The sequence below is a fragment of the Mycobacterium sp. NPDC051804 genome, from assembly GCF_044452905.1.
Lineage (GTDB): Bacteria > Actinomycetota > Actinomycetes > Mycobacteriales > Mycobacteriaceae > Mycobacterium.
Map to the genome: position 1 here is coordinate 425609 of NZ_JBITCD010000002.1, position 21505 is coordinate 447113.

Genomic DNA, 21505 nt, shown 5'->3' on the forward strand with positions numbered 1-21505 from the left:
GGTACACCCGCGATATGAGTTCGGATTTTCACAAGGGCGACAAGGTCCAGTGGAGCAGCCACGGAAGTACCGTCACCGGGACTGTCGAGGAGAAGATCACCAGCGATACCGAGACGGCGGGACGAACGGTGCGCGCATCACCGGATGAACCGCAGTACCGGGTGCGCAGCGACAAGAGTGGGCGCGACGCCGTACACAAACCCGACGCATTGAAACGGGCGAAGTAGGCATCATGGCTGACGACAACGCCGCCACCTGGAGCGAGTTTCGCAATACCGTGAACATGACCGCCGCGAAACTCGAAAAGTGGCTCGACACAGACGAATCCAAAGCCGTAGGACAAAAATCCGGCGGGGAGTCCACAGGCCATGCCAGTGGGAGGCGGATCGTGAAGTTACTCCGATCCGACAAGTCGGATCTGAGCGACGACGACTACAGCCATATGCGCAAAGTAGTCGGTTACACGCACCGGCACTTGGCTCAGCGTCCGTCGGGTGACATCAGTGAGTCTGCGTGGCGATATTCACTGATGAACTGGGGACACGATCCGTGTAGTTAGTGCCCTCCCCACGCTACTGGCCAGCGGTCGCGAAGAAATCGACAGCCGCACGCAGGCTGTCCAATCGCGGCGCGTGCAGCTCCTCGATCACTCCATCCCAACCCGGCCCGCCGACACTGACCGACGCATGCGCTGCAAGGTCATTGGCCGTGCTGACGTCGGCGGTGTTCTGGGTCTGTGACCACAAGAGTGCCGCCACCGGTCGTCCTTTGCGTTGGACCGCGTCGAGTAGCGCAGCCCGCGGGACATCCGCGCCGAGCATCAACGCCCCGCGTCCGTGCTCGGCAAGCGCCGCGCGTAGCGCTTCCAGTGCCAGAAAGTGTGTTTCGCCGGACGTGCACGCGAGAATGATCGACGCGGAATCTTCAGGCGCGACGATGGGAAAGCGCTGCAGCGACCGGGCTACCGCCCACGACACCGCATGCTCGACATCGATACAGCCCTCGCCCTGGGCCTGCCGTTGAGCGATGTCGTCAAATGCCGGGCATATAAGTTGATCCCAGGTGTCGAGCACGCCGAAGTGGTGCAGATGGCGGTCGAGTAGAAGACCCGCGGTGAACAGATCGAAATCGAAGGCGGCGTCGAGCAGTGTCGTGGAATCACCACGCGCGGGTTTTATCGAGTCGATCGCGGTTCGCGCGGCGCTGCGGGGGCTCGCACCCTCGACGATGAGTTCGTACATCCGTCGCGCCACCGCGATATCGGTCTCGCTGTAGAGGCGATGACGACCCGGGCTGTGTTCGGACGGACCCACGCCGTAGCGCTGATTCCAGCTGCGCAACGTCGCGGTGGGCACGCCCAGGCGCTCGGCAACGACGCGGACCGTGTAGAGGGGTTCGTCCGCGTTGGCGAGCTCACGCTTTCTGGAAGTTCTCAACCCCGACAGAATAAGACTTCAAACTGGGCAGATCGAGATTCAATGCATAATCGATGCAAATCTTTTTCGGATCGGTGTTTCGCCTGATATTTGGGGTATCCCGTCCAGCGTGACCGCGCCCGACGACGCCCGGCGACCAGTTGGACTTGACGATGCGACTGTCGAGGCCGTCGGTGAGGTGTCCGAAGCGCTGGAATTCGTCGAGCGAGCACGCGGTCACCTCTATTCCTTTCATCAGCTGATGGGCCATGGTGATCTCCTGCTCGGCAAAGCGTGCGACAAGCTGCGCGAGGCTGGGCACGACGCGGTGGCCGACCGACTCGAAGAGGATCTCGTCGGCCGCAATGTCCTGCACGGACGCTGGACGTTCCAGATCGTCGAGGAGTTCGACGACACCTACTGGTCGGTGTTCCGCGACCATGAACGACGCGTGCGCGAGGAGCTGCAGCAGGGTGCGCGTCACGTGTTCGAGGCGGAGATGAAGGAGCGTCGCCGTACCCACGGCAAGGCGGGCCACGAACGACATCCGTAGCGGCGTCACCACGAAAACGGCCGCAACCGATTACGGTTTGCCAATGACCGATCGGGAAGAATTGTCGTGGGACCAGTTCGGTGCCGCCACACGGCAACTCGCCTCCTCCGTCGTCACCGACGGTTTCGCACCCGACCTGATCCTCGCGGTGGCGCGCGGCGGGTTGTTCGTCGCAGGTGCGCTCGGCTACGCGCTCGACGTCAAGAACGTGCACATGATGAATGTCGAGTACTACACCGGCGTGGACGAACGTCTCGACGCACCGGTACTCCTGCCTCCACTTCCCGATGTCGCCGATCTGGGTGGCGCACGCATGTTGATCGCCGACGACGTCGCTGACACCGGAGCGACCCTGCGTTTCGTGCGCGACTTCTGCGCGGAGCACGTCGCCGAGGTCCGGTGCGCCGCCGTCTATCAGAAGCCGCAATCGGAAATCGATTGCGAATACGTCTGGCGCCGGACCGATCTGTGGATCGAGTTCCCGTGGACGGGCCTGCAGCCGACGCGGTCCTAAACCAAACGACGCGCTCGACCATTTGGCCAAGCGCGTCGTCAGTCTCCTAGCAATTTGTGGAGTCGCAGCCGCGCTCACCGCGGCTCACACTCCACAAATCACACGGTCAGGCGGTTTCGGTGATGGGCCGGTCGACCCAGCTCATCAGGTCGCGCAGCTTCTTACCGGTCACCTCGATGGGATGCTCGGCGTTGTCCTTGCGCAGTCCCTCGAGTTCCTTGTTACCGCCCTCGACGTTGGCGACCAGACGCTTCACGAAGGTGCCGTCCTGGATCTCGGTGAGGATCTGCTTCATGCGCTTCTTGGTGTCGGCGTCGATCACCCGCGGCCCGGACAGGTAGCCGCCGAACTCTGCGGTGTCGGACACCGAGTAGTTCATCCGTGCGATGCCGCCCTCGTACATCAGGTCGACGATGAGTTTGAGCTCGTGCAGCACCTCGAAGTAAGCGAGCTCGGGTTCGTAGCCCGCCTCGACCATCACGTCGAAGCCCGTCTTCACGAGTTCCTCTGTGCCACCACACAACACGGCCTGCTCACCGAACAGGTCGGTCTCGGTCTCGTCTTTGAACGTCGTCTTGATGACGCCGGCGCGGGTGCCGCCGATGCCCTTGGCGTAGGACAGTGCAAGCGCCTCACCCTCACCCTTGGGGTCCTGGTCGACCGCGATCAGACATGGCACACCCTTGCCGTCGACGAACTGACGGCGGACCAGGTGGCCCGGCCCCTTAGGGGCGACCATGCCGATGGTGACGTTGGCAGGCGGCTTGATCAGGTCGAAATGGATGTTGAGACCGTGGCCGAAGAAGAGCGCGTTGCCGTCCTCCAGGTTGGGCTCGATGTCGTTCTTGAAGATGTCAGCCTGGGCGGTGTCGGGCGCCAGCAGCATGATCACGTCGGCCCACTTGGCCACCTCGGCGGGCGTGTCGACGTCCAGCCCCTGCTCGGTGACCTTCGCGCGGGACTTCGATCCTTCCTTGAGGCCGACCTTCACCTGCACGCCGGAGTCGCGCAGGGACAGCGAATGGGCGTGGCCCTGGCTGCCGTAGCCGATGACGCCGACCTTGCGGCCCTGGATGATCGACAGGTCCGCGTCGTCGTCGTAGAACATCTCAACTGGCATTCGTGACTTTCCTTCTCTTTGACTCTTCTACTGATTGGGGATTACTTGACGGTGCCGATGCCACGCGGTCCGCGCGACAGGGACACCACACCGGACTGCACGAGTTCGCGGATCCCATAGGGCTCCAACACCCGCAGCAGCGCCTCGAGCTTCTCCGGGGTGCCGGTTGCCTCGACGGTCAGCGACTCCGTAGAGACATCAACGACCTTGGCGCGGAAAAGATTCACAGCCTCGATAACCTGGCTACGGGTCGTCGCGTCGGTGCGCACCTTGATGAGTGCCAACTCTCGCGCGACCGCATTGTCTTCGTCCTGTTCGACGATCTTGATCACGTTGACCAGCTTGTTGAGCTGTTTGGTGATCTGCTCGAGCGGTGAGTCTTCGACACTCACCACGATCGTCATCCGGGACATGTCCTTCTGCTCGGTCGCACCGACGGCGAGCGACTGGATGTTGAAGCCACGCCGCGAGAACAGCGATGCGACGCGCGCCAGCACGCCGGGCTTGTCCTCGACGAGCACCGACAGAGTATGGGTGTTGACGGTGCTCACGCGTGCCCCTCTTCATTGTCGAACAGCGGGCGGATACCGCGCGCGGCCTGGATCTCGTCGTTACTCGTGCCTGCGGCCACCATGGGCCACACCTGGGCGTCGGCGCCGACGATGAAGTCGATGACGACGGGGCGGTCGTTGATCTCACGCGCCTGCTGGATGACGGACTCGACGTCTTCGGCACGCTCGCAACGCAATCCGACACAACCAAGGGCCTCGGCCAGCTTGACGAAGTCCGGGATGCGATGAGAATGCGTGGCGAGATCGGTTTGGCTGTAACGCTCTTCGTAGAACAGCGTCTGCCACTGCCGCACCATGCCAAGGTTTCCGTTGTTGATGATCGCCACCTTGATGGGCGCGCCCTCGACCGCGCAGGTCGCGAGTTCCTGGTTGGTCATCTGGAAGCAACCGTCGCCGTCGACGGCCCACACCTCGGCTTCGGGGCGGCCGAACTTGGCCCCCATCGCAGCCGGAACCGCGAAGCCCATCGTGCCGAGACCACCTGAGTTCAGCCAGGTTTTCGGCTTCTCGTACTTGATGAACTGCGCAGCCCACATCTGGTGCTGCCCAACGCCTGCGACATACACGGCGTCCGGGCCGGCCAGCTTGCCCAGAGTCTCGATGACATACTCCGGCGAGAGGCTTCCGTCACTTTGCGCGCCGTAGCTCAACGGGTAGGTCGATTGCACCCCGCGCAGATACTCCCACCAGTTATCGGTCTTGATCGAACCGATGCTGCCGTCGCGCCGCAACACCTCGGTCAGGTCGGTGATCACGGCTTTGACGTCGCCGACGATCGGCACGTCGGCGTGACGGTTCTTACCGATCTCGGCGGGGTCGATGTCGGCGTGGATCACCTTGGCTTCTGGCGCAAAGGAATCCAGCTTGCCGGTGACGCGGTCATCGAAGCGCGTGCCGAGCGCGATCAGCAGATCGCTGCGCTGCAAGGCGGCCACCGCGGCCACCGTGCCGTGCATTCCGGGCATGCCCATGTTCTGCGGATGGCTGTCGGGAAACGCACCGCGGGCCATCAACGTGGTGACGACCGGGATGCCCGTCAGCTCGGCCAGATTCAGCAGCTCGTCGGTCGCCTCGCCGCGGATCACGCCGCCGCCCACGTACAGCACCGGCTTGCGCGCCGCCACGATCAGCTTGGCAGCCTCACGAACCTGGCGGTTGTGCGGCTTGGTGTTCGGCTTGTAGCCGGGCAGATCGATCTGCGGCGGCCAGCTGAACGTGCACTGCCCCTGCAGCACATCCTTCGGGATGTCAACGAGCACCGGGCCCGGGCGGCCCGACCGTGCGATGTGGAACGCCTCGGCCATCACCCGTGCGATGTCGTCGCCGTTGCGGACCAGGAAGTTGTGCTTGGTGATCGGCATCGTGATGCCCGAGATATCGGCTTCCTGGAAGGCGTCCGTACCGATCAGCGCGCGGCCGACCTGGCCGGTGACAGCGACGACCGGGATCGAGTCCATGTACGCGTCGGCCAGCGGAGTGACCAGGTTGGTGGCACCGGGACCCGACGTCGCCATGCACACACCTACCTTGCCGGTGGCGTGCGCATAGCCGCTGGCGGCATGACCCGCGCCCTGCTCATGGCGCACCAGGACGTGACGCAGCTTCTGCGAGTCGAAAAGCGGGTCGTACACCGGCAGCACGGCACCGCCGGGGATGCCGAAGATGGTGTCGACGTCGAGTTCTTCCAGCGACCGGATTACCGCCTGCGCTCCGGTGAGCTGGTGCGGCGCAATGCGTTTGGTTTGAGCCGAGCCGGGCTTGGGCGCGGCGGGTGTCCCGTTCGGCGCGGTCTCCGACTGCTCGGGCGGTCGCGTGGTGGGTGCGCTCACGATGTCTCTCTCTATTCCTGGTTGTTTCTAGGATCTCAAATCGGTGGTGGGGCAAGAAAAAACCCCCGTCAGCTGGGCTGCTGTACGAGGGTCGCGCGTCGATGCTGTTGGCTATGCCCGGGCGAGGGCTAGCGCGGCATCAACGCGCTTCCCAATTACTACGAGCATTCCCGGGGCCTGCATAACACTCGACGGTAGCCTCCGCACAGGTCACGGGTCAAATTCCGGGCTCGCACGGGTGACCGAATTTTCGGCACCGGCGCGCACAGTGCGAAAATGACGTCGTGAGTGCCGACACCGATCAGAAGCCCGTCGTCATCCGGATCTCTCCGATGGCCCATTTCGCGGTCGGATTCCTCACGCTGGGCATGCTGGCGGTGATTCTCGCCGGCCCGCCCTGGGTCGCACTCCTGCTCGTCATTCCGATCATGCTGTCTGTGGCAGTGGTCAGGTACCGCACGACCGCCGACAGCGCGACAGTGACGGCGCGTTCACTGCTGGGCAGCCAGACCGTCGGCTGGGACGACATCGACGGCCTGCGGTTCGGCCGGTCGTCCTGGGCGACCGCGCACCTGCGCGACGGCAGCGAACTTCAGCTCCCCGCAGTGACGTTTGCGACATTGCCGCAGCTCACCGAGGTGAGCGCGGGCCGGGTGCCCAATCCGTACGCGTAGCCCGTTATCCGAGCGGGTTGCCGCCGTTGAGCAGCACCCAAGCCGCCACACCCACAGCGATCGCAAGCAGCAACGCGATGAACGAGCCGACGAACGGCCGCCGCGCCCAGCCGCGCCCGGCGTCGAGTCCGTATCGGCCGGGACCGGTCAGGACGAGCACCGCGACCGCACCCGCGAGGAACACCTTGTACTCGTGGCCGTCGGTGAGGAACAGCGCCAGCCTGGCCTCTTCATGGGCCGCCATTGCTTCGGCGCATAGGCCGGTGACCAGGTATGCCAGCGCGCCGGCCGCTGCCACCGGGGTGAACAGGCCGAGCGCCAGGAGCAGACCTGCGGCGATCTGACCGAAGGTCGTGACGTAGGTCAAGATGTCGGCGTACTTGAAGCCCATCGTGCTCAGCGAGTCGCCCCAGCCGTCCAGGCCGGGGCCGTCCCACAATCCGAAAGCCTTCTGCAGTCCGTGGACGATCAGGATCGCGCCGACGCCGAGGCGCAGAAGGAGCAGACCGAGATCCTGGGTGCCGCGACGGTCGTCGCCGCGGGCACCGGCGTCGATATCCGGTCCGTATTCGGCGGGTTCGGCTCCGTACGACGGGACCGCGTGCCGACCGCCAGGCTGGACGTACGGGAGCGGTTCGGGCTCGTTGAGCAGCCCGAAGCTGGGCGTTTCGGAGGACGACCCGCCGGCGTCGTACGGCGGGATCGCCGTGGTCTCGAAGTCGCCGGCGTAATTCGCGGACGGAAGATCGTCCTCGGGGTCGACCAGGCTTGCCGACGCGGGGCGCCCGGCCGAGTCTTCAGGCCGCTGCCACGCACTGGGGTCGTGGGGGTTCACGACCCCAGGGTAAGGGCACGTCACCTGTGAACCGAGGATTGGCACGGCGCTTTCGGCACCCTATTCGCGGGCCTTCCGCAGACGCGCCGGACGCATCTGCGTGGCGCGCACTGCCGAACAATCCGTAACCTGGCTCGCATGAGACTGAGCCGGCCGACGCGGGCTGTGTTCGCCGTGGTGTCCGCGGCGTTGCTCGTGGTGTCCGGCTGCGCACGATTCGACGACCTGCAATCGCAGCCGTTCACGACCGAACCGGAGCTGAAGCCCGGGCCGTCATCGAAGCCGCCACCCCCGCCGCCGCTGCCGCCGAAGCCGTTTCCGAAGGAATGCCCCGCACCCGGCGTCATGCAGGGCTGCTTGGAGAGCACCAGCGGTCTGATCATGCTGCCCGACAGCCAGTCGGCGCTGGTGGGCGAACGCACGACCGGCGCGGTCAAAGAGGTGTCGGTGCGCGCCGAACCCAAGGTCAAGCTCGTCCTACCGGTCGACGGGGCCGGGGACGGCGGGCTGATGGACATCGTGTTGTCGCCGACCTACAGCCAGGACCGGCTGATGTACGCCTACGTCAGCACGCCGACCGACAACCGGGTCATCCGCATCGCCGACGGCGACATTCCCAAGCCGATCCTGACCGGTATCCCCAAGGGTCCTTCCGGCAACACCGGGTCGCTGATCTTCACGAGTCCGACAACGCTGCTCGTACAGACGGGCGACGCCGGTAATCCCGCCCAGGCGGGCGACCCTGGCTCGCTGGCCGGCAAGCTCCTGCGGATCGAGCAGCCTACGACGGTCGACCAGGCGCCGACGACCACGGCGCTGTCCGGCTTGGGCGCAGGCGGCGGATTGTGCATCGACCCGTCGGACCAGTCGCTGTACGTCACCGATCGCACCCCTACCGGGGACCGCCTCCAGAAGATCGCCAAGGATTCCAAGGTGTCGACAGTGTGGACGTGGCCCGACAAGCCCGGAGTCGCCGGCTGCGCCGCGCTCGACGGCACCGTGCTGGTGAACCTCGTCAACACCAAACAGTCCGTCGCCGTGCGCATGGCACCGGACACGGGCGCGGTCACCGGCGATCCCGAGGTGGTCCGTCAAGACCAGCACGGGCACGCCTGGGCCATGGCGGTCTCGCCCGACGGCAATGTCTGGGGCGCGACCATCAACAAGACTGCCGGTGACGCCGAGAAACTGGACGACGTCGTCTTCCCACTGTTCCCGCAGGGCGGTGGCTTCCCGCGCCAGAACGCCGACAACACCTGATATCGCTGCAGCACTTCGGTTTTCATGATTCGACGCTTTTCAGGATTCGACGAGGCGTAGTCCCACGATCCCGACGACGATGATCGACAGGAACAACAATCGCGCAATACTGACGGCCTCGCTGAACAAGACCATGCCTGCCACCGCGACGCCGACGGCGCCGATACCGACCCACACGGCATAGCCGGTTCCGGCCGGCAGCTGCCGAAGTGCCACCGCGAGCAGGACGAAGCTGAGCACCGCACCGCCGATCCCGATGACACTCGGCCACAGCCGGGTGAACCCGTCGGATTGTTTGAGCGCGATCGCCCACACAATCTCGAGCAGACCCGCGAAGACGAGCAGCATCCAGGCCATCGTCAGGCGTTCGTGCCGCCGTCGGCGGTGAGCACCGCGCCGGTGACGTAGGACGCGCCGGGACCGGCCAAAAACGCCACCACATCGGCGATCTCGCCGGCGTCGGCGAACCGGCCCAGCGCCGCAGCCTCCCGCTGATAGTCGGCGGTGTGGCCGTCGACGGGGTTCATGTCGGTGTTGGTCGAGCCGGGCTGGACGAGGTTGACCGTGATCCCCCGGTCACCGACGTCACGCGCGAGGCCCTTGGTGAAGCCGATGAGCGCGGACTTGCTCATCGCGTACAACGCGATGCCCGGATACGGCACGCGCTCAGCGAGATTGCTTCCGATGCTGATGATTCGGCCACCACTAGACATGTGCCGCACTGCGGCCTGGCTGGCCAGATATACGGCTCGGACGTGAATGTTGAGGGTGCGGTCGACCTCCTCGGGTGCCACGTCATCGATGACCCCAACCGGAAAAATGCCGGCGTTGTTGACGAGGATGTCCAGCCCGCCCAACTCCGCGACGGTCTGCTCGACCGCGTTCACCACCTCCTCGGCGGCGGCACTGTCGGCCTTGATGGCGACCCCGCGGCGGCCGAGGCCGCGGATCTGATCGACGATCTCGTCGGCGCCCTTCTTGGAAGAGACGTAGGTGATCGCGACGTCTGAGCCCTGTTCGGCCAGGCGCAGCGCGATGGCTGCCCCCATCCCCCTGCTTCCGCCGGTCACCAACGCGACTCTCGACTCAGACATCAGATCCTCCTATTTTGTGTCGTTCGATATATAATTAAACGAACGCGCTAAACTTGTCAATGATTTACCTGTCGTTCGATACATAAATGGAGGCGCGGTATGGCGACACGTGGCAGACCACGGTCCTTCGACCGTGCTGACGCCCTACGACAGGCGATGGCCGTGTTCTGGGAGCACGGCTACGAGGCCACGTCGATCAGCGACCTGACCGCCGCGATGGGGATCAACTCGCCGAGCCTGTATTCGGCGTTCGGCAGCAAGGAACAGTTGTTCCGCGAAGCCGTCGCGTATTACAACGACACCTTCGGAGCGACGGCCGCCACCGAGTTGCGTGAGCGACCCACGGCCCGCGACGCCATCTCAGCGGTGTTGCGCCACCACGCGGAGGTCTTCTGCGACCCCGCAAACCCCCGTGGGTGCATGATCGTGCTCGCCGCGAACACGTGCAGCGACGACGCCCGATCGGTACACGAATATCTCGCCGACTGGCGGATGGATCTCGAGCGCGACTTCCGCGCTCGCGTCGAACGCGGGATCCGCGAAGGTGATGTGCCCGCCGGCGCCGATGCCGCCTCGATCGCCGCGTTCTACAACACCGTCAACCACGGCATGGCGATTCAGGCCCGCGACGGCGCCGATCGAAACAAGTTGTCGGCTATCGCCGAATCGGCGATCTCGGCGTGGGACGGACTGACCTAGCTGCAGGCAGCAAGCACCAATTCGCGGACCCGCGCCGCATCGGCCTGACCCTTTGTCGCCTTCATCACCGCACCGACGATGGCGCCGGCCGCCTGGACCTTGCCACCCCGGATCTTCTCCGCGACATCGGGATTGGCGGCCAGCGCGTCGTCGACCGCCGCCTGGATCAGCGAGTCGTCGCGCACCACGGCGAGCCCCCGATCGGTCATCACCTGTTCGGGCTCACCCTCGCCGGCCAGCACACCCTCGACCACCTGACGGGCCAGCTTGTTCGACAGCTTGCCCTCGGCAACCAGCTTCACCACCGCGGCGACCTGCGCCGGGGTTATCGGAAGCGCCTCGAGTTCCACTCCGCCTTCATTCGCCTTCTGCACCAAGAAGTTTCCCCACCACGCCCGTGCAGCCTCACTGGACACGCCATGCTCGACGGTCGCGGCCACGAGATCGATGGCGCCGTTGTTCACGAGATCGCGCATCACCTCGTCGGAGATGCCCCAGTCGTCCTGAATTCGCCTGCGGGTCAACCACGGTAGCTCGGGAATGGTGCCGCGCAGGCGCTCGACGAGTTCGGCGCTCGGCGCGACGGGTTCGAGGTCGGGCTCCGGAAAATACCGGTAGTCCTGCGCGGTCTCCTTGCTGCGGCCAGCGGTGGTGTGGCCGGCCTCGTGGAAGTGCCGCGTCTCCTGCGTGATCGTGCCGCCCGCGTCGAGAACTGCCGCCTGACGCCGCATCTCGTACCGAACGGCGACCTCGACGCTCTTGAGTGAGTTCACATTTTTGGTCTCGGTGCGTGTGCCGAACTCGGTGGCACCCTTGAGCTTCAGCGATAGGTTCGAGTCGCAGCGCATAGAGCCCTGGTCCATCCGGACGTCCGAAACTCCTAGGGCGCGCAACAGATCCCGCAATGCGGTCACGTACGCTCTCGCGATTTCCGGCGCCCGCTCGCCGGTGCCCTCGATGGGCTTGGAGACGATCTCGATCAGCGGTACGCCGGCGCGGTTGTAGTCGAGCAGGGAGGTGGTTGCACCTTCGATGCGGCCGGTGTCGCTGCCGAGGTGCGTCAGCTTGCCGGTGTCCTCCTCCATGTGCGCGCGTTCGATATCCACGCGCCAGGTGGTGCCGTCCTCGAGGGGCACGTCGAGGTAACCGTTGACGGCGATCGGCTCGTCGTACTGGCTGATCTGGTAGTTCTTCGGCTGGTCCGGGTAGAAGTAGTTCTTCCTCGCGAACCGTCCCCACGGAGCGATGTCACAGTTCAACGCGAGTCCGATCCGGATCGCTGACTCCACGGCGGACTGGTTGAGCACCGGCAACGACCCGGGCAATCCCAGGCAAACGGGGCACACCTGCGTGTTGGGCTCGCCGCCGAACTCGTTGGTGCACCCACAGAACATCTTGGTGGCTGTGGAGAGCTCGACGTGGACTTCCATGCCCATCACCGGTTCGTAACGGGCGATGACCTCGTCGTAGTCGAGTAGTTCAGAGGCGGCGACAGTCATGCCACCGAGTCTAGTGAGCGGCCTCAGCCGAAGAACTCGGCGGCGTCGTCGTAGCGGCTCTGTGGCACCAGCTTGAGCTGACGCACCGCGTCGGCGAGCGGCACCCGGCCTATTTCCTGGCCCCTCAGCGACACCATCATCCCGTACTCACCCGCGTGAGCAGCGTCGGCGGCGTTCACGCCGAAGCGGGTCGCCAGAATCCGGTCGTACGGCGTCGGGGTGCCGCCGCGTTGCACATGGCCGAGCACGGTGACCCGCACTTCCTTGTTGATCCGCTTCTCCACCTCGACGGCGAGCTGTTGCGCGATACCCGTGAACTTCTCGTGACCGAACTCGTCAATTCCGCCCTCGCGCAACCGCATTGTGCCCTCGGCGGGTTTAGCTCCTTCGGCCACCACGCAGATGAAGTGGGCATCGCCGCGCACGAAGCGCTGCTTGATCAGCCGGCACACCTCGTCGACGTCGAATGGCTGCTCGGGGATCAACGTCATATGCGCCCCGGACGCCAGGCCCGCGTTCAATGCGATCCAGCCGGCGTGACGGCCCATCACCTCGACGAGCATCACCCGCTGATGCGATTCCGCGGTGCTGTGCAGCCGGTCGATGGCCTCACTGGCCACACCGAGCGCAGTGTCGTGGCCGAACGTGACATCGGTGCAGTCGATGTCGTTGTCGATCGTTTTGGGCACCCCGACGACGGGGACATTCTCCTCCGAGAGCCAGTGCGCGGCCGTCAACGTGCCCTCGCCACCGATCGGGATCAGCACATCGATCCCGTTGTCGTCGAGTGTCTGCTTGATCTGATCCAGTCCGGCGCGCAGCTTGTCGGGGTGCACCCGCGCGGTGCCGAGCATTGTGCCGCCCTTGGCCAGCAGCCTGTCGTTCCGATCGTCGTTCGCCAGCTGAATGCGCCGGTCCTCGAGTAGGCCACGCCAGCCGTCCAGGAAGCCGACCACTTTGGAGCCATAGCGCACGTCACAGGTGCGGACCACGGCGCGGATCACCGCGTTCAGGCCGGGACAGTCGCCTCCGCCAGTGAGTACTCCGATGCGCATCTGTCCATCCTCCCCTGTCAGAGCGCGGTTGGCAGCGGACCTCGCGCAACTTCATAGGCCGCCCCGACCCGATACAGCCGGTCGTCGGCCATCGCGGGCGCCATGATCTGGAGCCCGACCGGCAGATTGTCATCCGTGGACAGTCCCGACGGCACCGACATCCCGCAGTGCCCCGCCAGGTTCAGCGGCAACGTGCACAGGTCGAACAGATACATCGCCAGCGGGTCGTCGACCTTCTCCCCCAGTCCGAACGCGGTCGTCGGGGTCGCGGGCGAGATCAGTACGTCGACCTTCTGGTAGGCCTCGTCGAGATCCCGTGCGATCAGCGTGCGCACCTTCTGCGCCTGGTTGTAGTACGCGTCGTAATAGCCTGCCGACAGCGCATAGGTGCCAATCATGATGCGGCGCTTCACCTCTGGACCGAACCCGGCCGCCCGCGTCATCGCCATCACTTCCTCGGCGCTGTGCGTACCGTCGTCGCCGACGCGCAGTCCGTACCGCATCGCATCGAACCGCGCGAGGTTCGACGAGACCTCCGACGGCAGGATCAGGTAGTAGGCAGGCAGCGAGTAGTCGAAGTGCGGGCAATCCACCTCGCTGATCTCGGCGCCGAGCGTGGTGAGCTGCTCGACGGCGGCGTTGAACGACGTCAGCACGCCGTCCTGGTAGCCGTCGCCACGCAACTGCTTCACCACCCCGATCCGCACGCCCTTCAGGTCGCCCGCCGCGCCGGCCTTCGCCGCCGCGACGACGTCGGGCACCGCGGCGTCCACCGACGTCGAATCCTTCGGGTCGTGTCCGGCTATCACCTCGTGCAGCAGCGCGGTGTCCAGCACCGTCCGCGCGCACGGCCCGCCCTGGTCAAGCGACGAGGCGCAGGCGATGAGCCCATAGCGCGACACCGTGCCGTAAGTCGGCTTCACGCCGACCGTCGCGGTCAGCGCGGCGGGCTGACGGATCGACCCGCCCGTATCGGAACCGATGGCCAGCGGCGCCTGGAACGCCGCCAGCGCTGCGGCACTGCCGCCACCCGAACCGCCGGGCACCCGGTCGGTGTCCCACGGGTTGCGGGTCGGCCCGTAGGCCGAGTTCTCGGTCGAGCTGCCCATCGCGAACTCGTCCATGTTCGTCTTGCCCAGGATCGGGATGCCTGCCGACCGCAGCCGCGCGGTGACCGTCGCGTCGTAGGGCGACGTCCAGCCCTCGAGGATCTTCGACCCGCAGGTCGTGGGCATATCAGTGGTGGTGAAGACGTCCTTGAGCGCCAACGGCACACCCGCCAGCGGCGACGGCAGCGTTTCGCCGGCGGCCACCAAATCGTCGATCCGCGTGGCCTCTGCCAACGCCTTCTCCTCGGCGACGTGCAAAAAGGCGTGATACTCGCCGTCGGTCGCGGCGATCTGATCCAGGCAGGCCCGCGTCACCTCGGTGGACGACACCTTTTTGGCCGCGATCTTGGCCCCCAGCGTGGCGGCGTCGAGCCGGGTCAGGTCCGAGCTCACTCCGCCTCCCCCAGGATCCGCGGGACGGCGAACCGGCCGTCGACCGCCTTGGGCGCCTCGGCCAGCGCTTCGTCCTGCGTCAGGCAGGGCTCGACGTCGTCGGGACGGAACACGTTGACGTCCTTGAGCGGGTTGCCGGTCGGGTCGACCCCGGCGACGTCAACGGCCTGGATCTGGCTGACGTGGCTGAGGATGGCGTCCAGCTGTCCGGCGAAACTGTCCAGCTCGTCCTCCGCCAGTGCGAGGCGAGCCAGGCGCGCCAGGTGGGCTACCTCATCTCGAGAGATCTGTGACACGACTCCCAAGCCTAGTCAGGCAGGAGTCCGTGTTGCCGCGCACTGTCCTCCAACCGCAGCTGCTCCTCTCGCAGTAGGCGGCTGACGGTGCGGAGGTCGCGGATCTGTTGTTCCACGCGGGCGCGCTTGTCGGCGACGAGGCGGGCGCCGTCGGCGCAGTCGATGCCGCGGGCGCGCAGGCTTTCGAGCACCTCACGAATCTCGGCCAGGCTGAATCCGAGTGACTGCATGCTACGAAGCAGCTTGACCTGTTTGGTCAGCGACGGCGGATAGTCGCGGTAATTGTTGTGCCCTCGCGGAATCTCGCCGAGCAATCCCTCGCGCTCGTAATAGCGCAGAGCATGCCGTCCCACGCCGGTTGCGGCCTCTAAATCGCTGATACGCATCGCAACTCGCTTGACTGTAGACCCAACTTCACACTTTAACATCCGGCTACCGACCGAAAAGGAGCGTTACATGTATCTACTGGCGGACGCGGACGTCGACATCGCGTGCTCGGCCGCAGACGCGTTCGACTACGCCTGTGACCTCGAGAATTTCTCGGACTGGTTTCCCGGCGTCATAGACGTCGTCGCCCACAACGACGTGGCGTTTTCCCAAAACGGGCGTGAGTACCGCGAGACTGTCGATGTGCCCTTGCGCGGGCGCCGATCGGTGGGTATCCGGGTCATCGACGCCGAAGCGCCGCACCGGCTCATCACCGAAGGTGACCTATCGATCGTGCTGCCGCGCATGGAGATTCACCTCACCCAGTCGTCGCCGCAGGTATGCACGGTGCGATGGCGGATGCTCAGCCGCAACCCCAACACCTTGGCCCGCCTCGTAGTCCTGCCCATGGCGCGCACCGTGATGACCAAGCGGGCTGGGGCAGGTCTGCAACGGCTCAAGCAGCACCTAGAGAAGGTTCACAGCGACGGCCATCCGTAGCCGCCCAGCTGGACAAACGTCGCTGTGCGGCTTAGCGCGGGCCACATACCGGAGTGCTGACCGGCGGCCCCTGTGCAACAGTGTTGCGCGTGCCTTCGTATCTGCTGCGGGTCCAGCTGGAGGACCGACCGGGCAGCCTCGGCTCTTTAGCCGTGGCTCTCGGCTCCGTGGGCGCCGACATCCTGTCCCTCGACGTCGTCGAACGCGGGACGGGCTACGCCGTCGACGACCTGGTGGTCGATCTGCCCGCCGGCGCGATGCCCGACATGCTGATCACCGCCGCCGAGCAGATCAAGGGCGTCTATGTCGATGCCATCCGGCCGCACACCGGCCTGCTGGAAGCGCACCGCGAACTCGAACTCATCGACCACATTGCGGCGGCACCTGCGAAGGGCAGGCTGCAAGTGCTCGCCGATGAAGCGCCGCGCGTCTTACGGGTGGGGTGGTGCACCGTCGTCCGGCTGACCGAGTCCGGCCCCAAGCGCGTTGTCGGCAGTCACGGAGCTCCCGAGACACAGGCCGCCGAAACCCCTTGGCTGCCAATCGAACACGCCGAATCACTAGACGGCGGCGCCGATTGGGTGCCCCAGATCTGGCGTGACATGGACACGACGCTGGCGGCCGCCCCGCTGGGCAACTCCACCACCGCCATCGTGCTGGGCCGGCCCGGCGGCCCGCAGTTCCGGCCTTCGGAAGTAGCGCGACTGGGTTATCTGGCCGGCATCGTCGCGACGCTTCTGCGCTGAGTCAGGCTCCCGCGATGTCACTCGCAGCGGTCTTGGCGTAGTCAACTACTCTAGCCGCGCTTTCGCGCTGCCTCGAGGCTGATCATCACTGTTGATCACCTCGGGGGGAGAAGCCCATGTCCACTGCCATTCAAAATTCCGTCACGAGCACCGTGACCGATCGTCACGTCACCGCGGCGAAGAAAACGACGCCCGGAAAGCTGCAGGCGATTACTGCGAGCGGGCCGATCTATGCGGTGCCTGCCACCTACACAATGATTCCGCTCAGCTCAGCGATGGCGCTATACGGCGAACTGGCGGCCAAGGTGGTCAATCCGCGGGCCAAGGTCGTGTCCTCGCTGGCTGCCAGGGTCGAAGGAAAGACGGCCTACAAGGCGTGGGCCCAACAGACGTCTGCCTTCGCGTTGAGCATCACGCGATTGTCCCCAGCCCAGCGAGTCGCCGTCCTGCACGAAATACTGAACTACGTCCGCCATCGAGGAGTCGACGGCAACGAAACCGTCCTCGCCGCAGCGATCAACGGTGCGTGGCCATACCTGCGTCCCGAGGTTCTCGAGTGGAGTCTGCGTTACGCCAAGTCGGCGATTGCGCGCTCGACATTCACAGACAGAGTTCCTGTCGCGGTTGTCGACCCGACGACACGGGCTGTTGCGATTTTAGAACCGGGTGAGTTGAAGAACCAAGATCCGTTGGAGTGGTTGGCTTTTCACAGGTTGAAGATCGACGAGTGGCGCTTGTGGTTTCCGAACCAAGGCGTCGATGTTCCCGGCTTGGGCTCGATCGAGGACGCAGAGGGCTGGTTCAAGGATTCCGGCCTCGGCGGACCCGATCCTTTCAATGACCCGTCATTCAATGGGACACACGGCCTACCGAACGGACGCGGCCCGAAGGGACAAGGCAACGGCACCAATGGATTCGACTTTGGCTTAGGGCACGGCCCACTGGACGACCCATCCTTGACCGGACTTTACGGCGACTTGCCCGGTCGCGGCCCGAAGGGACAGCGCAACGGCACCAATGGATTCGACTTTGGCTTAGGGCACGGCCCACTGGACGACCCATCCTTGACCGGACTTTACGGCGACTTGCCCGGAGGTGCGAGAGGCGGCCGAAGCTCGGGCGGCGGTCTGCTGGACCGCTTGGGAGCGAACGGGATTGGCTCGCCTGGCGGTCCGCTGGGCTTTGGCAGCTCGCTCGGACCGAACGGTGGTGCCAGCCCGGATCGCGACGAACAGAAGGAAACGGGCGGAGCGCTTGCCGTCGGCGGGCTTATCGCGGGGGGCCTCGGTGGGATGGTTGCGGCGGGCAGCGCCATGGGGACTGGCAGCGTGATCGTCGGCGGCGTCGCTCTCGCCGGTTTTGGCGCGGGTCTTGTCATCGCTGGCGCGGTCATCGTGGCGGTCGCCGTTATCGCCAATGAGATGGACAAGGACCACACCAGCACTCGCCCGGGGGACGGCAACGCCCAACCAAAAGAGCAGAAGCCCGCCCCCGCAGAGCAGCCCAAGCCGGCAGAGCCCAAGCCGAAAGAGGATCCAACCCAACCTGTCGCCGAGAAAGATAAGTACAACGATCCATTCGGGAAAGGGAAGTCGCTTCCCTCTGGCGACGGAGAGGGCGGCGGTGACCCGACCACCATCTGGGACGGCGACGGCGGCGTTGGCCCGACCACCATTTGGGAGGGCGACGGCGGCGTAGGTCCAGCCTCGATCTGGGATGAGAATGGCGGCGGCGGCAATCCGACGACCGTCGGCGTTCGGGTCACGGGAACGACCGCGGTCGGTCCCGGACTGCGAGCAGCTGTGATGCAGGTTGGCCCGAACTTGTTCGTCTACTGACCTACGCCGTTGGGCCGGTTCCACCGCAACACGTACCGCGGTGGTGCCGGCCTTCGGTCTCAGGCTCCCGCGGGCACCGGATAGCGGTCGTTGACGTCGGCGTTGCTGTCCTTGCGCGCGCAGTGAGCGCAGCAGAAGATCGCGTCGGGTGTCTCGATGCCATGGCCCAGGATTCGGCACCCGCAGTGTGCACACTCCGGCGCCAGTTGCGCCGCGGCGCACTCGATGCTGTCGAATGTCGCGCTCTTGTCGTCGCCCCAGGTCACGGTGAAGGCTTTGTCGTAGTCGTTGCCGCAGGTATCGCAGATCGCCATCAGAACTCCTTTTATCTGTTCCCGTCGGGTTCCCGGTCCTCTCCACAACAAACTCACGCACCGATCCCCGCAGCCGTTCAGCAAACTGTGTCACCTTCGCGGTGAAATACTGTCGGCCATGAATGGGCCACAGCCCGGCTGGTATCCCGATCCCGCGAACCCGGCGCAGCAGCGGTACTGGAACGGAACAGGCTGGGCACTCGCCACTCCACCGACGAGCGTGGCCGGAGTGTTCGGCCGCGTGTTCGCCTACATGCTTGCGGTCGGTGTGCTCACCGGAATCATCAGTGGGACAGTGGGAATGCCGATCTTCGGCACCATCTTCGGGCTTATCGCCGGGATCGCCATCGGCATCGGGGTCGGGCTGATCGCCGGGGCAGTCATTGCTTTTGCCGCACGACCGTCCGTCGCACCCAAGACCTATCGCCTCTGCATCGACGTGACGCTGGTGGTGCTATACATCGCGACAGCCGCACTCGCCATCGTGTGGATCAACCAGAAAGCGCTGGTGGGCCCCCGGCCCGCGTACACGATGCTGGTCGTCGTCCTGATTGCCTTCATCGCAGTGCGGCCGCGATTCCGCCGCCTCGTGCCGACGCAGGCGACGCCCTAGACGGCGTCGGGCCCGTTCTCCAGCAGCCGCGTGAAGCCGTCCTCGTCGAGAACCGGGACCCCGAGTTCGACTGCTTTGTCGAATTTCGAGCCGGGTGAATCGCCCGCCACCACGTAGGCCGTCTTCTTCGACACCGAACTGGCGGCCTTGCCGCCGCGCGCGACGATGGCCTCCTTCGCGTCGTCGCGGGAGTACCCGGTCAGCGAGCCAGTGACGACGATCGACAAACCTTCGAGTGTGCGCTCGATGCTGGTGTCGCGTTCGTCGGCCATCCGCACACCGGCCGCGCGCCATTTGTCCACGATCGCGCGATGCCAATCGACGGCGAACCATTCGGTGACGGCCGCGGCAATCGTCGGACCCACACCCTCGACAACCGCGAGTTCTTCCTCTGAAGCAGCCATGATCGCGTCAAGCGTCCCGTACTCGGTGGCCAGTGCACGTGCGGCGGTCGGACCGACGTGCCGAATCGACAGGGCGACCAGCACCCGCCACAGCGGTTTCGCTTTCGCCTCATGCAAATTCACCAGCAATCGCTTGCCGTTGGCCGACAGGTTGCCGTCCTTGGTCTTGAACAAATCCGTACGCAACAGATCGGGGCTGCCGAGGGTGAACAGGTCACCTTCGTCGGTGATGACGCCGGCCTGCAGGAGCGCGACGGCCGCCTCGTAGCCCAGACCCTCGATGTCGAAGGCGCCGCGACCCGCGACGTGGAACACGCGCTCTCGCAACTGCGCCGGGCACGACCGCTGATTCGGGCAACGGATGTCCGCGTCACCCTCCTTCGCCGGCGCGAGGGTGGTGCCGCATTCGGGACACTGTGTGGGCATGACGAATTCGCGCTCGGAGCCGTCACGCAGATCGACGACCGGTCCGAGCACTTCCGGAATCACATCGCCGGCCTTGCGAATCACCACGGTGTCGCCGATCAGCACGCCCTTGCGCACGACCTCGGACGCGTTGTGCAGTGTCGCCTGGCTGACGGTGGAGCCGGCGACCTTGACAGGCTCCATGAACGCGAACGGCGTGACCCGACCGGTACGCCCGACGTTGACCTTGATGTCGAGCAGCTTGGTGGTCGCTTCCTCCGGCGGGTACTTGTAGGCGATCGCCCACCGCGGGGCGCGCGACGTGGAGCCGAGCCGCCTCTGCAGCGCGAGTTCATCGACTTTGACTACAACACCGTCGATTTCGTGCTCGACGTCGTGCCGGTGCTCACCCCAGTACGCGATGTGTTCGGTGACGGCGTCGATGCCCTGGACCTTAGCGGTGTGATCTGACACCGGCAGTCCCCACGCCTGGAGCGCGCGATATGCGTCGTGCAGGGTCTTAGGGCTGAATCCTTCCGTCTTTCCGATCCCGTGACAGATCATCCGCAGCTTGCGGCGTGCGGTGACCGCCGGGTTCTTCTGGCGCAGCGAACCGGCGGCGCTGTTTCGGGGATTGGCGAACGGCGGTTTGCCCTCCGCGACGAGCCCGGCGTTGAGGTCCTCGAAGTCGGCGACACGGAAGAACACCTCACCACGCACCTCGAGCACCTTCGGCACCGGGAATTCCTTGGTGCCGGTGAGCTTTTCGGGAATATCGTCGATGGTGCGAGCATTCAGCGTGACGTCCTCGCCGGTGCGGCCGTCACCTCGGGTGGCACCCCGCTCCAGCCGTCCGTCGCGATACACCAGCGCCAGCGCGACACCGTCGATCTTGAGCTCGCAGAGGTAATGAGCGTCTTGGGCAGCGGTGGGACCGATCTCTCCTTGAATTCTTGTCGTCCACGCCGTGAGTTCGTCGGGGGTGAACACGTTGTCCAGCGACAGCATCCGCTCCAGGTGATCGGCGGACGTGAAGTCGGTGGCGAAGCCGGCGCCGCCGACCAGTTGCGTTGGCGAGTCAGGGGTGCGCAGCTCCGGGTGACCGTCTTCGAGCGCCTGCAGTTCCCGCAGCAGCGTGTCGAACTCGGCGTCGGAGATGACCGGGGCGTCGCGGACGTAATAGCGGAACTGATGGCCCCGCACCTCGTCGGCCAGCTCTTGCCAGCGGCGGCGCACATCGGCGTCCGGGGCGTCTTCTGACTGTTCGGCCAGCGCGGTCTTCGCATCAGGGGTCGCCTTCGGGCTCACTCTCGCAGGCTAGCCGAGGCCCCAGACACGTCC

At 65.3% G+C, this 21505-nt stretch carries 25 protein-coding genes; 11 read left to right on the plus strand and 14 right to left on the minus strand.

What is annotated here, in order from left to right:
* Positions 1-14: 14 nt before the first annotated feature.
* Together ACIA48_RS07785 and ACIA48_RS07790 are read left to right on the plus strand one after the other, a co-directional pair.
* Positions 15-227: a DUF2945 domain-containing protein gene (locus ACIA48_RS07785; protein ID WP_396729400.1), complete on the plus strand. Its 213-nt coding sequence runs from the start codon at positions 15-17 to the stop codon at positions 225-227.
* Between the two features lie 5 nt (positions 228-232).
* Positions 233-559 (plus strand): DUF3140 domain-containing protein, encoded by a 327-nt coding sequence (locus tag ACIA48_RS07790; protein ID WP_396729402.1) that lies wholly within the window; start codon positions 233-235, stop codon positions 557-559.
* A gap of 13 nt (positions 560-572) precedes the next feature.
* Here the strand turns inward: ACIA48_RS07790 and ACIA48_RS07795 are convergent, their stop codons facing one another.
* A complete protein-coding gene (locus tag ACIA48_RS07795; protein WP_396729403.1) occupies positions 573-1436 on the minus strand; it encodes a MerR family transcriptional regulator in 864 nt (287 codons plus the stop codon).
* A 109-nt stretch (positions 1437-1545) separates the two neighbouring features.
* Here ACIA48_RS07795 and ACIA48_RS07800 point away from each other — a divergent pair, with 109 nt between their 5' ends.
* Positions 1546-1968 (plus strand): hypothetical protein, encoded by a 423-nt coding sequence (locus ACIA48_RS07800; RefSeq protein ID WP_396729405.1) that lies wholly within the window; start codon positions 1546-1548, stop codon positions 1966-1968.
* A 43-nt stretch (positions 1969-2011) separates the two neighbouring features.
* Positions 2012-2482 carry a phosphoribosyltransferase gene (locus ACIA48_RS07805; protein ID WP_396729407.1) on the plus strand — a complete coding sequence of 157 codons (471 nt, stop codon included), beginning with the start codon at positions 2012-2014 and terminating at the stop codon, positions 2480-2482.
* A 106-nt stretch (positions 2483-2588) separates the two neighbouring features.
* Here the strand turns inward: ACIA48_RS07805 and ilvC are convergent, their stop codons facing one another.
* The 3 genes from ilvC to ACIA48_RS07820 are packed head-to-tail and all read right to left on the minus strand — an operon-like array spanning position 2589 to position 6003.
* Complete coding sequence (gene ilvC / locus ACIA48_RS07810) at positions 2589-3590, minus strand: ketol-acid reductoisomerase (RefSeq protein WP_396730695.1); 1002 nt, start codon at positions 3588-3590, stop codon at positions 2589-2591.
* A gap of 53 nt (positions 3591-3643) precedes the next feature.
* Positions 3644-4153, minus strand: a complete 510-nt coding sequence (gene ilvN, locus ACIA48_RS07815; protein ID WP_396729409.1) for an acetolactate synthase small subunit — start codon at positions 4151-4153, stop codon at positions 3644-3646.
* The gene (locus tag ACIA48_RS07820) at positions 4150-6003 is read right to left on the minus strand and encodes an acetolactate synthase large subunit (RefSeq protein WP_396729411.1); all 1854 of its coding nucleotides are present in this window, start codon (positions 6001-6003) and stop codon (positions 4150-4152) included. Before ACIA48_RS07820 ends, ilvN begins: the two co-directional genes overlap by 4 nt.
* Positions 6004-6335: 332 nt before the next feature.
* On the opposite strand from ACIA48_RS07820, the gene ACIA48_RS07825 reads away from it, so the two are divergent.
* Positions 6336-6677, plus strand: coding sequence for a PH domain-containing protein (locus tag ACIA48_RS07825; protein WP_396730697.1), 342 nt, complete (start codon positions 6336-6338; stop codon positions 6675-6677).
* Positions 6678-6681: 4 nt separating this feature from the next.
* Here the strand turns inward: ACIA48_RS07825 and ACIA48_RS07830 are convergent, their stop codons facing one another.
* Positions 6682-7512 carry a DoxX family protein gene (locus ACIA48_RS07830; RefSeq protein ID WP_396729413.1) on the minus strand — a complete coding sequence of 277 codons (831 nt, stop codon included), beginning with the start codon at positions 7510-7512 and terminating at the stop codon, positions 6682-6684.
* A gap of 138 nt (positions 7513-7650) precedes the next feature.
* Between ACIA48_RS07830 and ACIA48_RS07835 the strand changes: the two genes are divergently transcribed.
* Positions 7651-8772, plus strand: coding sequence for a PQQ-dependent sugar dehydrogenase (locus tag ACIA48_RS07835; RefSeq protein ID WP_396729415.1), 1122 nt, complete (start codon positions 7651-7653; stop codon positions 8770-8772).
* Positions 8773-8811: 39 nt separating this feature from the next.
* Here the strand turns inward: ACIA48_RS07835 and ACIA48_RS07840 are convergent, their stop codons facing one another.
* Together ACIA48_RS07840 and ACIA48_RS07845 are read right to left on the minus strand one after the other, a co-directional pair.
* Entirely contained in the window at positions 8812-9129 is a 318-nt protein-coding gene (locus tag ACIA48_RS07840) for a DMT family transporter (protein ID WP_396729417.1), read from the minus strand.
* 2 nt (positions 9130-9131) lie between these two features.
* Positions 9132-9866 carry a 3-oxoacyl-ACP reductase family protein gene (locus ACIA48_RS07845; protein ID WP_396729419.1) on the minus strand — a complete coding sequence of 245 codons (735 nt, stop codon included), beginning with the start codon at positions 9864-9866 and terminating at the stop codon, positions 9132-9134.
* A 99-nt stretch (positions 9867-9965) separates the two neighbouring features.
* Between ACIA48_RS07845 and ACIA48_RS07850 the strand changes: the two genes are divergently transcribed.
* On the plus strand, positions 9966-10565 hold the full coding sequence (locus ACIA48_RS07850) for a TetR/AcrR family transcriptional regulator (RefSeq protein ID WP_396729420.1): 600 nt from the start codon (positions 9966-9968) through the stop codon (positions 10563-10565).
* On the opposite strand, the gene gatB is transcribed toward ACIA48_RS07850, so the two are convergent.
* The 5 genes from gatB to ACIA48_RS07875 are packed head-to-tail and all read right to left on the minus strand — an operon-like array spanning position 10562 to position 15303.
* On the minus strand, positions 10562-12064 hold the full coding sequence (gatB, locus tag ACIA48_RS07855; protein WP_396729422.1) for an Asp-tRNA(Asn)/Glu-tRNA(Gln) amidotransferase subunit GatB: 1503 nt from the start codon (positions 12062-12064) through the stop codon (positions 10562-10564). The two genes, ACIA48_RS07850 and gatB, sit on opposite strands and share 4 nt — an antisense overlap.
* Before the next feature lie 23 nt (positions 12065-12087).
* Positions 12088-13119 (minus strand): ATP-dependent 6-phosphofructokinase, encoded by a 1032-nt coding sequence (locus ACIA48_RS07860; protein ID WP_163686237.1) that lies wholly within the window; start codon positions 13117-13119, stop codon positions 12088-12090.
* A gap of 17 nt (positions 13120-13136) precedes the next feature.
* Positions 13137-14621: an Asp-tRNA(Asn)/Glu-tRNA(Gln) amidotransferase subunit GatA gene (gene gatA / locus ACIA48_RS07865; protein WP_396729425.1), complete on the minus strand. Its 1485-nt coding sequence runs from the start codon at positions 14619-14621 to the stop codon at positions 13137-13139.
* The gene (gatC, locus tag ACIA48_RS07870) at positions 14618-14917 is read right to left on the minus strand and encodes an Asp-tRNA(Asn)/Glu-tRNA(Gln) amidotransferase subunit GatC (protein ID WP_083125977.1); all 300 of its coding nucleotides are present in this window, start codon (positions 14915-14917) and stop codon (positions 14618-14620) included. Before gatC ends, gatA begins: the two co-directional genes overlap by 4 nt.
* Positions 14918-14928: 11 nt before the next feature.
* Positions 14929-15303 carry a MerR family transcriptional regulator gene (locus ACIA48_RS07875; RefSeq protein WP_396729427.1) on the minus strand — a complete coding sequence of 125 codons (375 nt, stop codon included), beginning with the start codon at positions 15301-15303 and terminating at the stop codon, positions 14929-14931.
* Positions 15304-15373: 70 nt separating this feature from the next.
* On the opposite strand from ACIA48_RS07875, the gene ACIA48_RS07880 reads away from it, so the two are divergent.
* From ACIA48_RS07880 to ACIA48_RS07890, 3 genes are all read left to right on the plus strand, one after another.
* Positions 15374-15844: an SRPBCC family protein gene (locus ACIA48_RS07880; protein WP_396729429.1), complete on the plus strand. Its 471-nt coding sequence runs from the start codon at positions 15374-15376 to the stop codon at positions 15842-15844.
* Between the two features lie 89 nt (positions 15845-15933).
* Positions 15934-16590: an amino acid-binding protein gene (locus ACIA48_RS07885; protein WP_396729431.1), complete on the plus strand. Its 657-nt coding sequence runs from the start codon at positions 15934-15936 to the stop codon at positions 16588-16590.
* A 116-nt stretch (positions 16591-16706) separates the two neighbouring features.
* On the plus strand, positions 16707-18428 hold the full coding sequence (locus tag ACIA48_RS07890; protein ID WP_396729433.1) for a hypothetical protein: 1722 nt from the start codon (positions 16707-16709) through the stop codon (positions 18426-18428).
* A 59-nt stretch (positions 18429-18487) separates the two neighbouring features.
* Here ACIA48_RS07890 and ACIA48_RS07895 read toward each other — a convergent pair whose 3' ends face one another.
* On the minus strand, positions 18488-18742 hold the full coding sequence (locus tag ACIA48_RS07895) for a hypothetical protein (RefSeq protein WP_163725721.1): 255 nt from the start codon (positions 18740-18742) through the stop codon (positions 18488-18490).
* 118 nt (positions 18743-18860) lie between these two features.
* Here ACIA48_RS07895 and ACIA48_RS07900 point away from each other — a divergent pair, with 118 nt between their 5' ends.
* The gene (locus ACIA48_RS07900; protein ID WP_396729435.1) at positions 18861-19355 is read left to right on the plus strand and encodes a DUF2510 domain-containing protein; all 495 of its coding nucleotides are present in this window, start codon (positions 18861-18863) and stop codon (positions 19353-19355) included.
* Here ACIA48_RS07900 and ligA read toward each other — a convergent pair.
* Positions 19352-21436, minus strand: a complete 2085-nt coding sequence (gene ligA, locus ACIA48_RS07905; RefSeq protein WP_396730699.1) for an NAD-dependent DNA ligase LigA — start codon at positions 21434-21436, stop codon at positions 19352-19354. The two genes, ACIA48_RS07900 and ligA, sit on opposite strands and share 4 nt — an antisense overlap.
* Positions 21437-21505: the final 69 nt, after the last annotated feature.

Coding starts and splice junctions, on each gene's coding strand:
- ACIA48_RS07785 (WP_396729400.1), top strand. CDS start 15: ATGAGTTCGGATTTTCACAAGGGCGACAAGGTCCAGTGGAGCAGCCAC.
- ACIA48_RS07790 (WP_396729402.1), top strand. CDS start 233: ATGGCTGACGACAACGCCGCCACCTGGAGCGAGTTTCGCAATACCGTG.
- ACIA48_RS07805 (WP_396729407.1), top strand. CDS start 2,012: ATGACCGATCGGGAAGAATTGTCGTGGGACCAGTTCGGTGCCGCCACA.
- ilvC (WP_396730695.1), bottom strand. CDS start 3,590: ATGTTCTACGACGACGACGCGGACCTGTCGATCATCCAGGGCCGCAAG.
- ACIA48_RS07825 (WP_396730697.1), top strand. CDS start 6,336: ATGGCCCATTTCGCGGTCGGATTCCTCACGCTGGGCATGCTGGCGGTG.
- ACIA48_RS07835 (WP_396729415.1), top strand. CDS start 7,651: ATGAGACTGAGCCGGCCGACGCGGGCTGTGTTCGCCGTGGTGTCCGCG.
- ACIA48_RS07840 (WP_396729417.1), bottom strand. CDS start 9,129: ATGGCCTGGATGCTGCTCGTCTTCGCGGGTCTGCTCGAGATTGTGTGG.
- ACIA48_RS07845 (WP_396729419.1), bottom strand. CDS start 9,866: ATGTCTGAGTCGAGAGTCGCGTTGGTGACCGGCGGAAGCAGGGGGATG.
- ACIA48_RS07850 (WP_396729420.1), top strand. CDS start 9,966: ATGGCGACACGTGGCAGACCACGGTCCTTCGACCGTGCTGACGCCCTA.
- gatB (WP_396729422.1), bottom strand. CDS start 12,064: ATGACTGTCGCCGCCTCTGAACTACTCGACTACGACGAGGTCATCGCC.
- ACIA48_RS07860 (WP_163686237.1), bottom strand. CDS start 13,119: ATGCGCATCGGAGTACTCACTGGCGGAGGCGACTGTCCCGGCCTGAAC.
- ACIA48_RS07875 (WP_396729427.1), bottom strand. CDS start 15,303: ATGCGTATCAGCGATTTAGAGGCCGCAACCGGCGTGGGACGGCATGCT.
- ACIA48_RS07880 (WP_396729429.1), top strand. CDS start 15,374: ATGTATCTACTGGCGGACGCGGACGTCGACATCGCGTGCTCGGCCGCA.
- ACIA48_RS07890 (WP_396729433.1), top strand. CDS start 16,707: ATGTCCACTGCCATTCAAAATTCCGTCACGAGCACCGTGACCGATCGT.
- ACIA48_RS07895 (WP_163725721.1), bottom strand. CDS start 18,742: ATGGCGATCTGCGATACCTGCGGCAACGACTACGACAAAGCCTTCACC.
- ACIA48_RS07900 (WP_396729435.1), top strand. CDS start 18,861: ATGAATGGGCCACAGCCCGGCTGGTATCCCGATCCCGCGAACCCGGCG.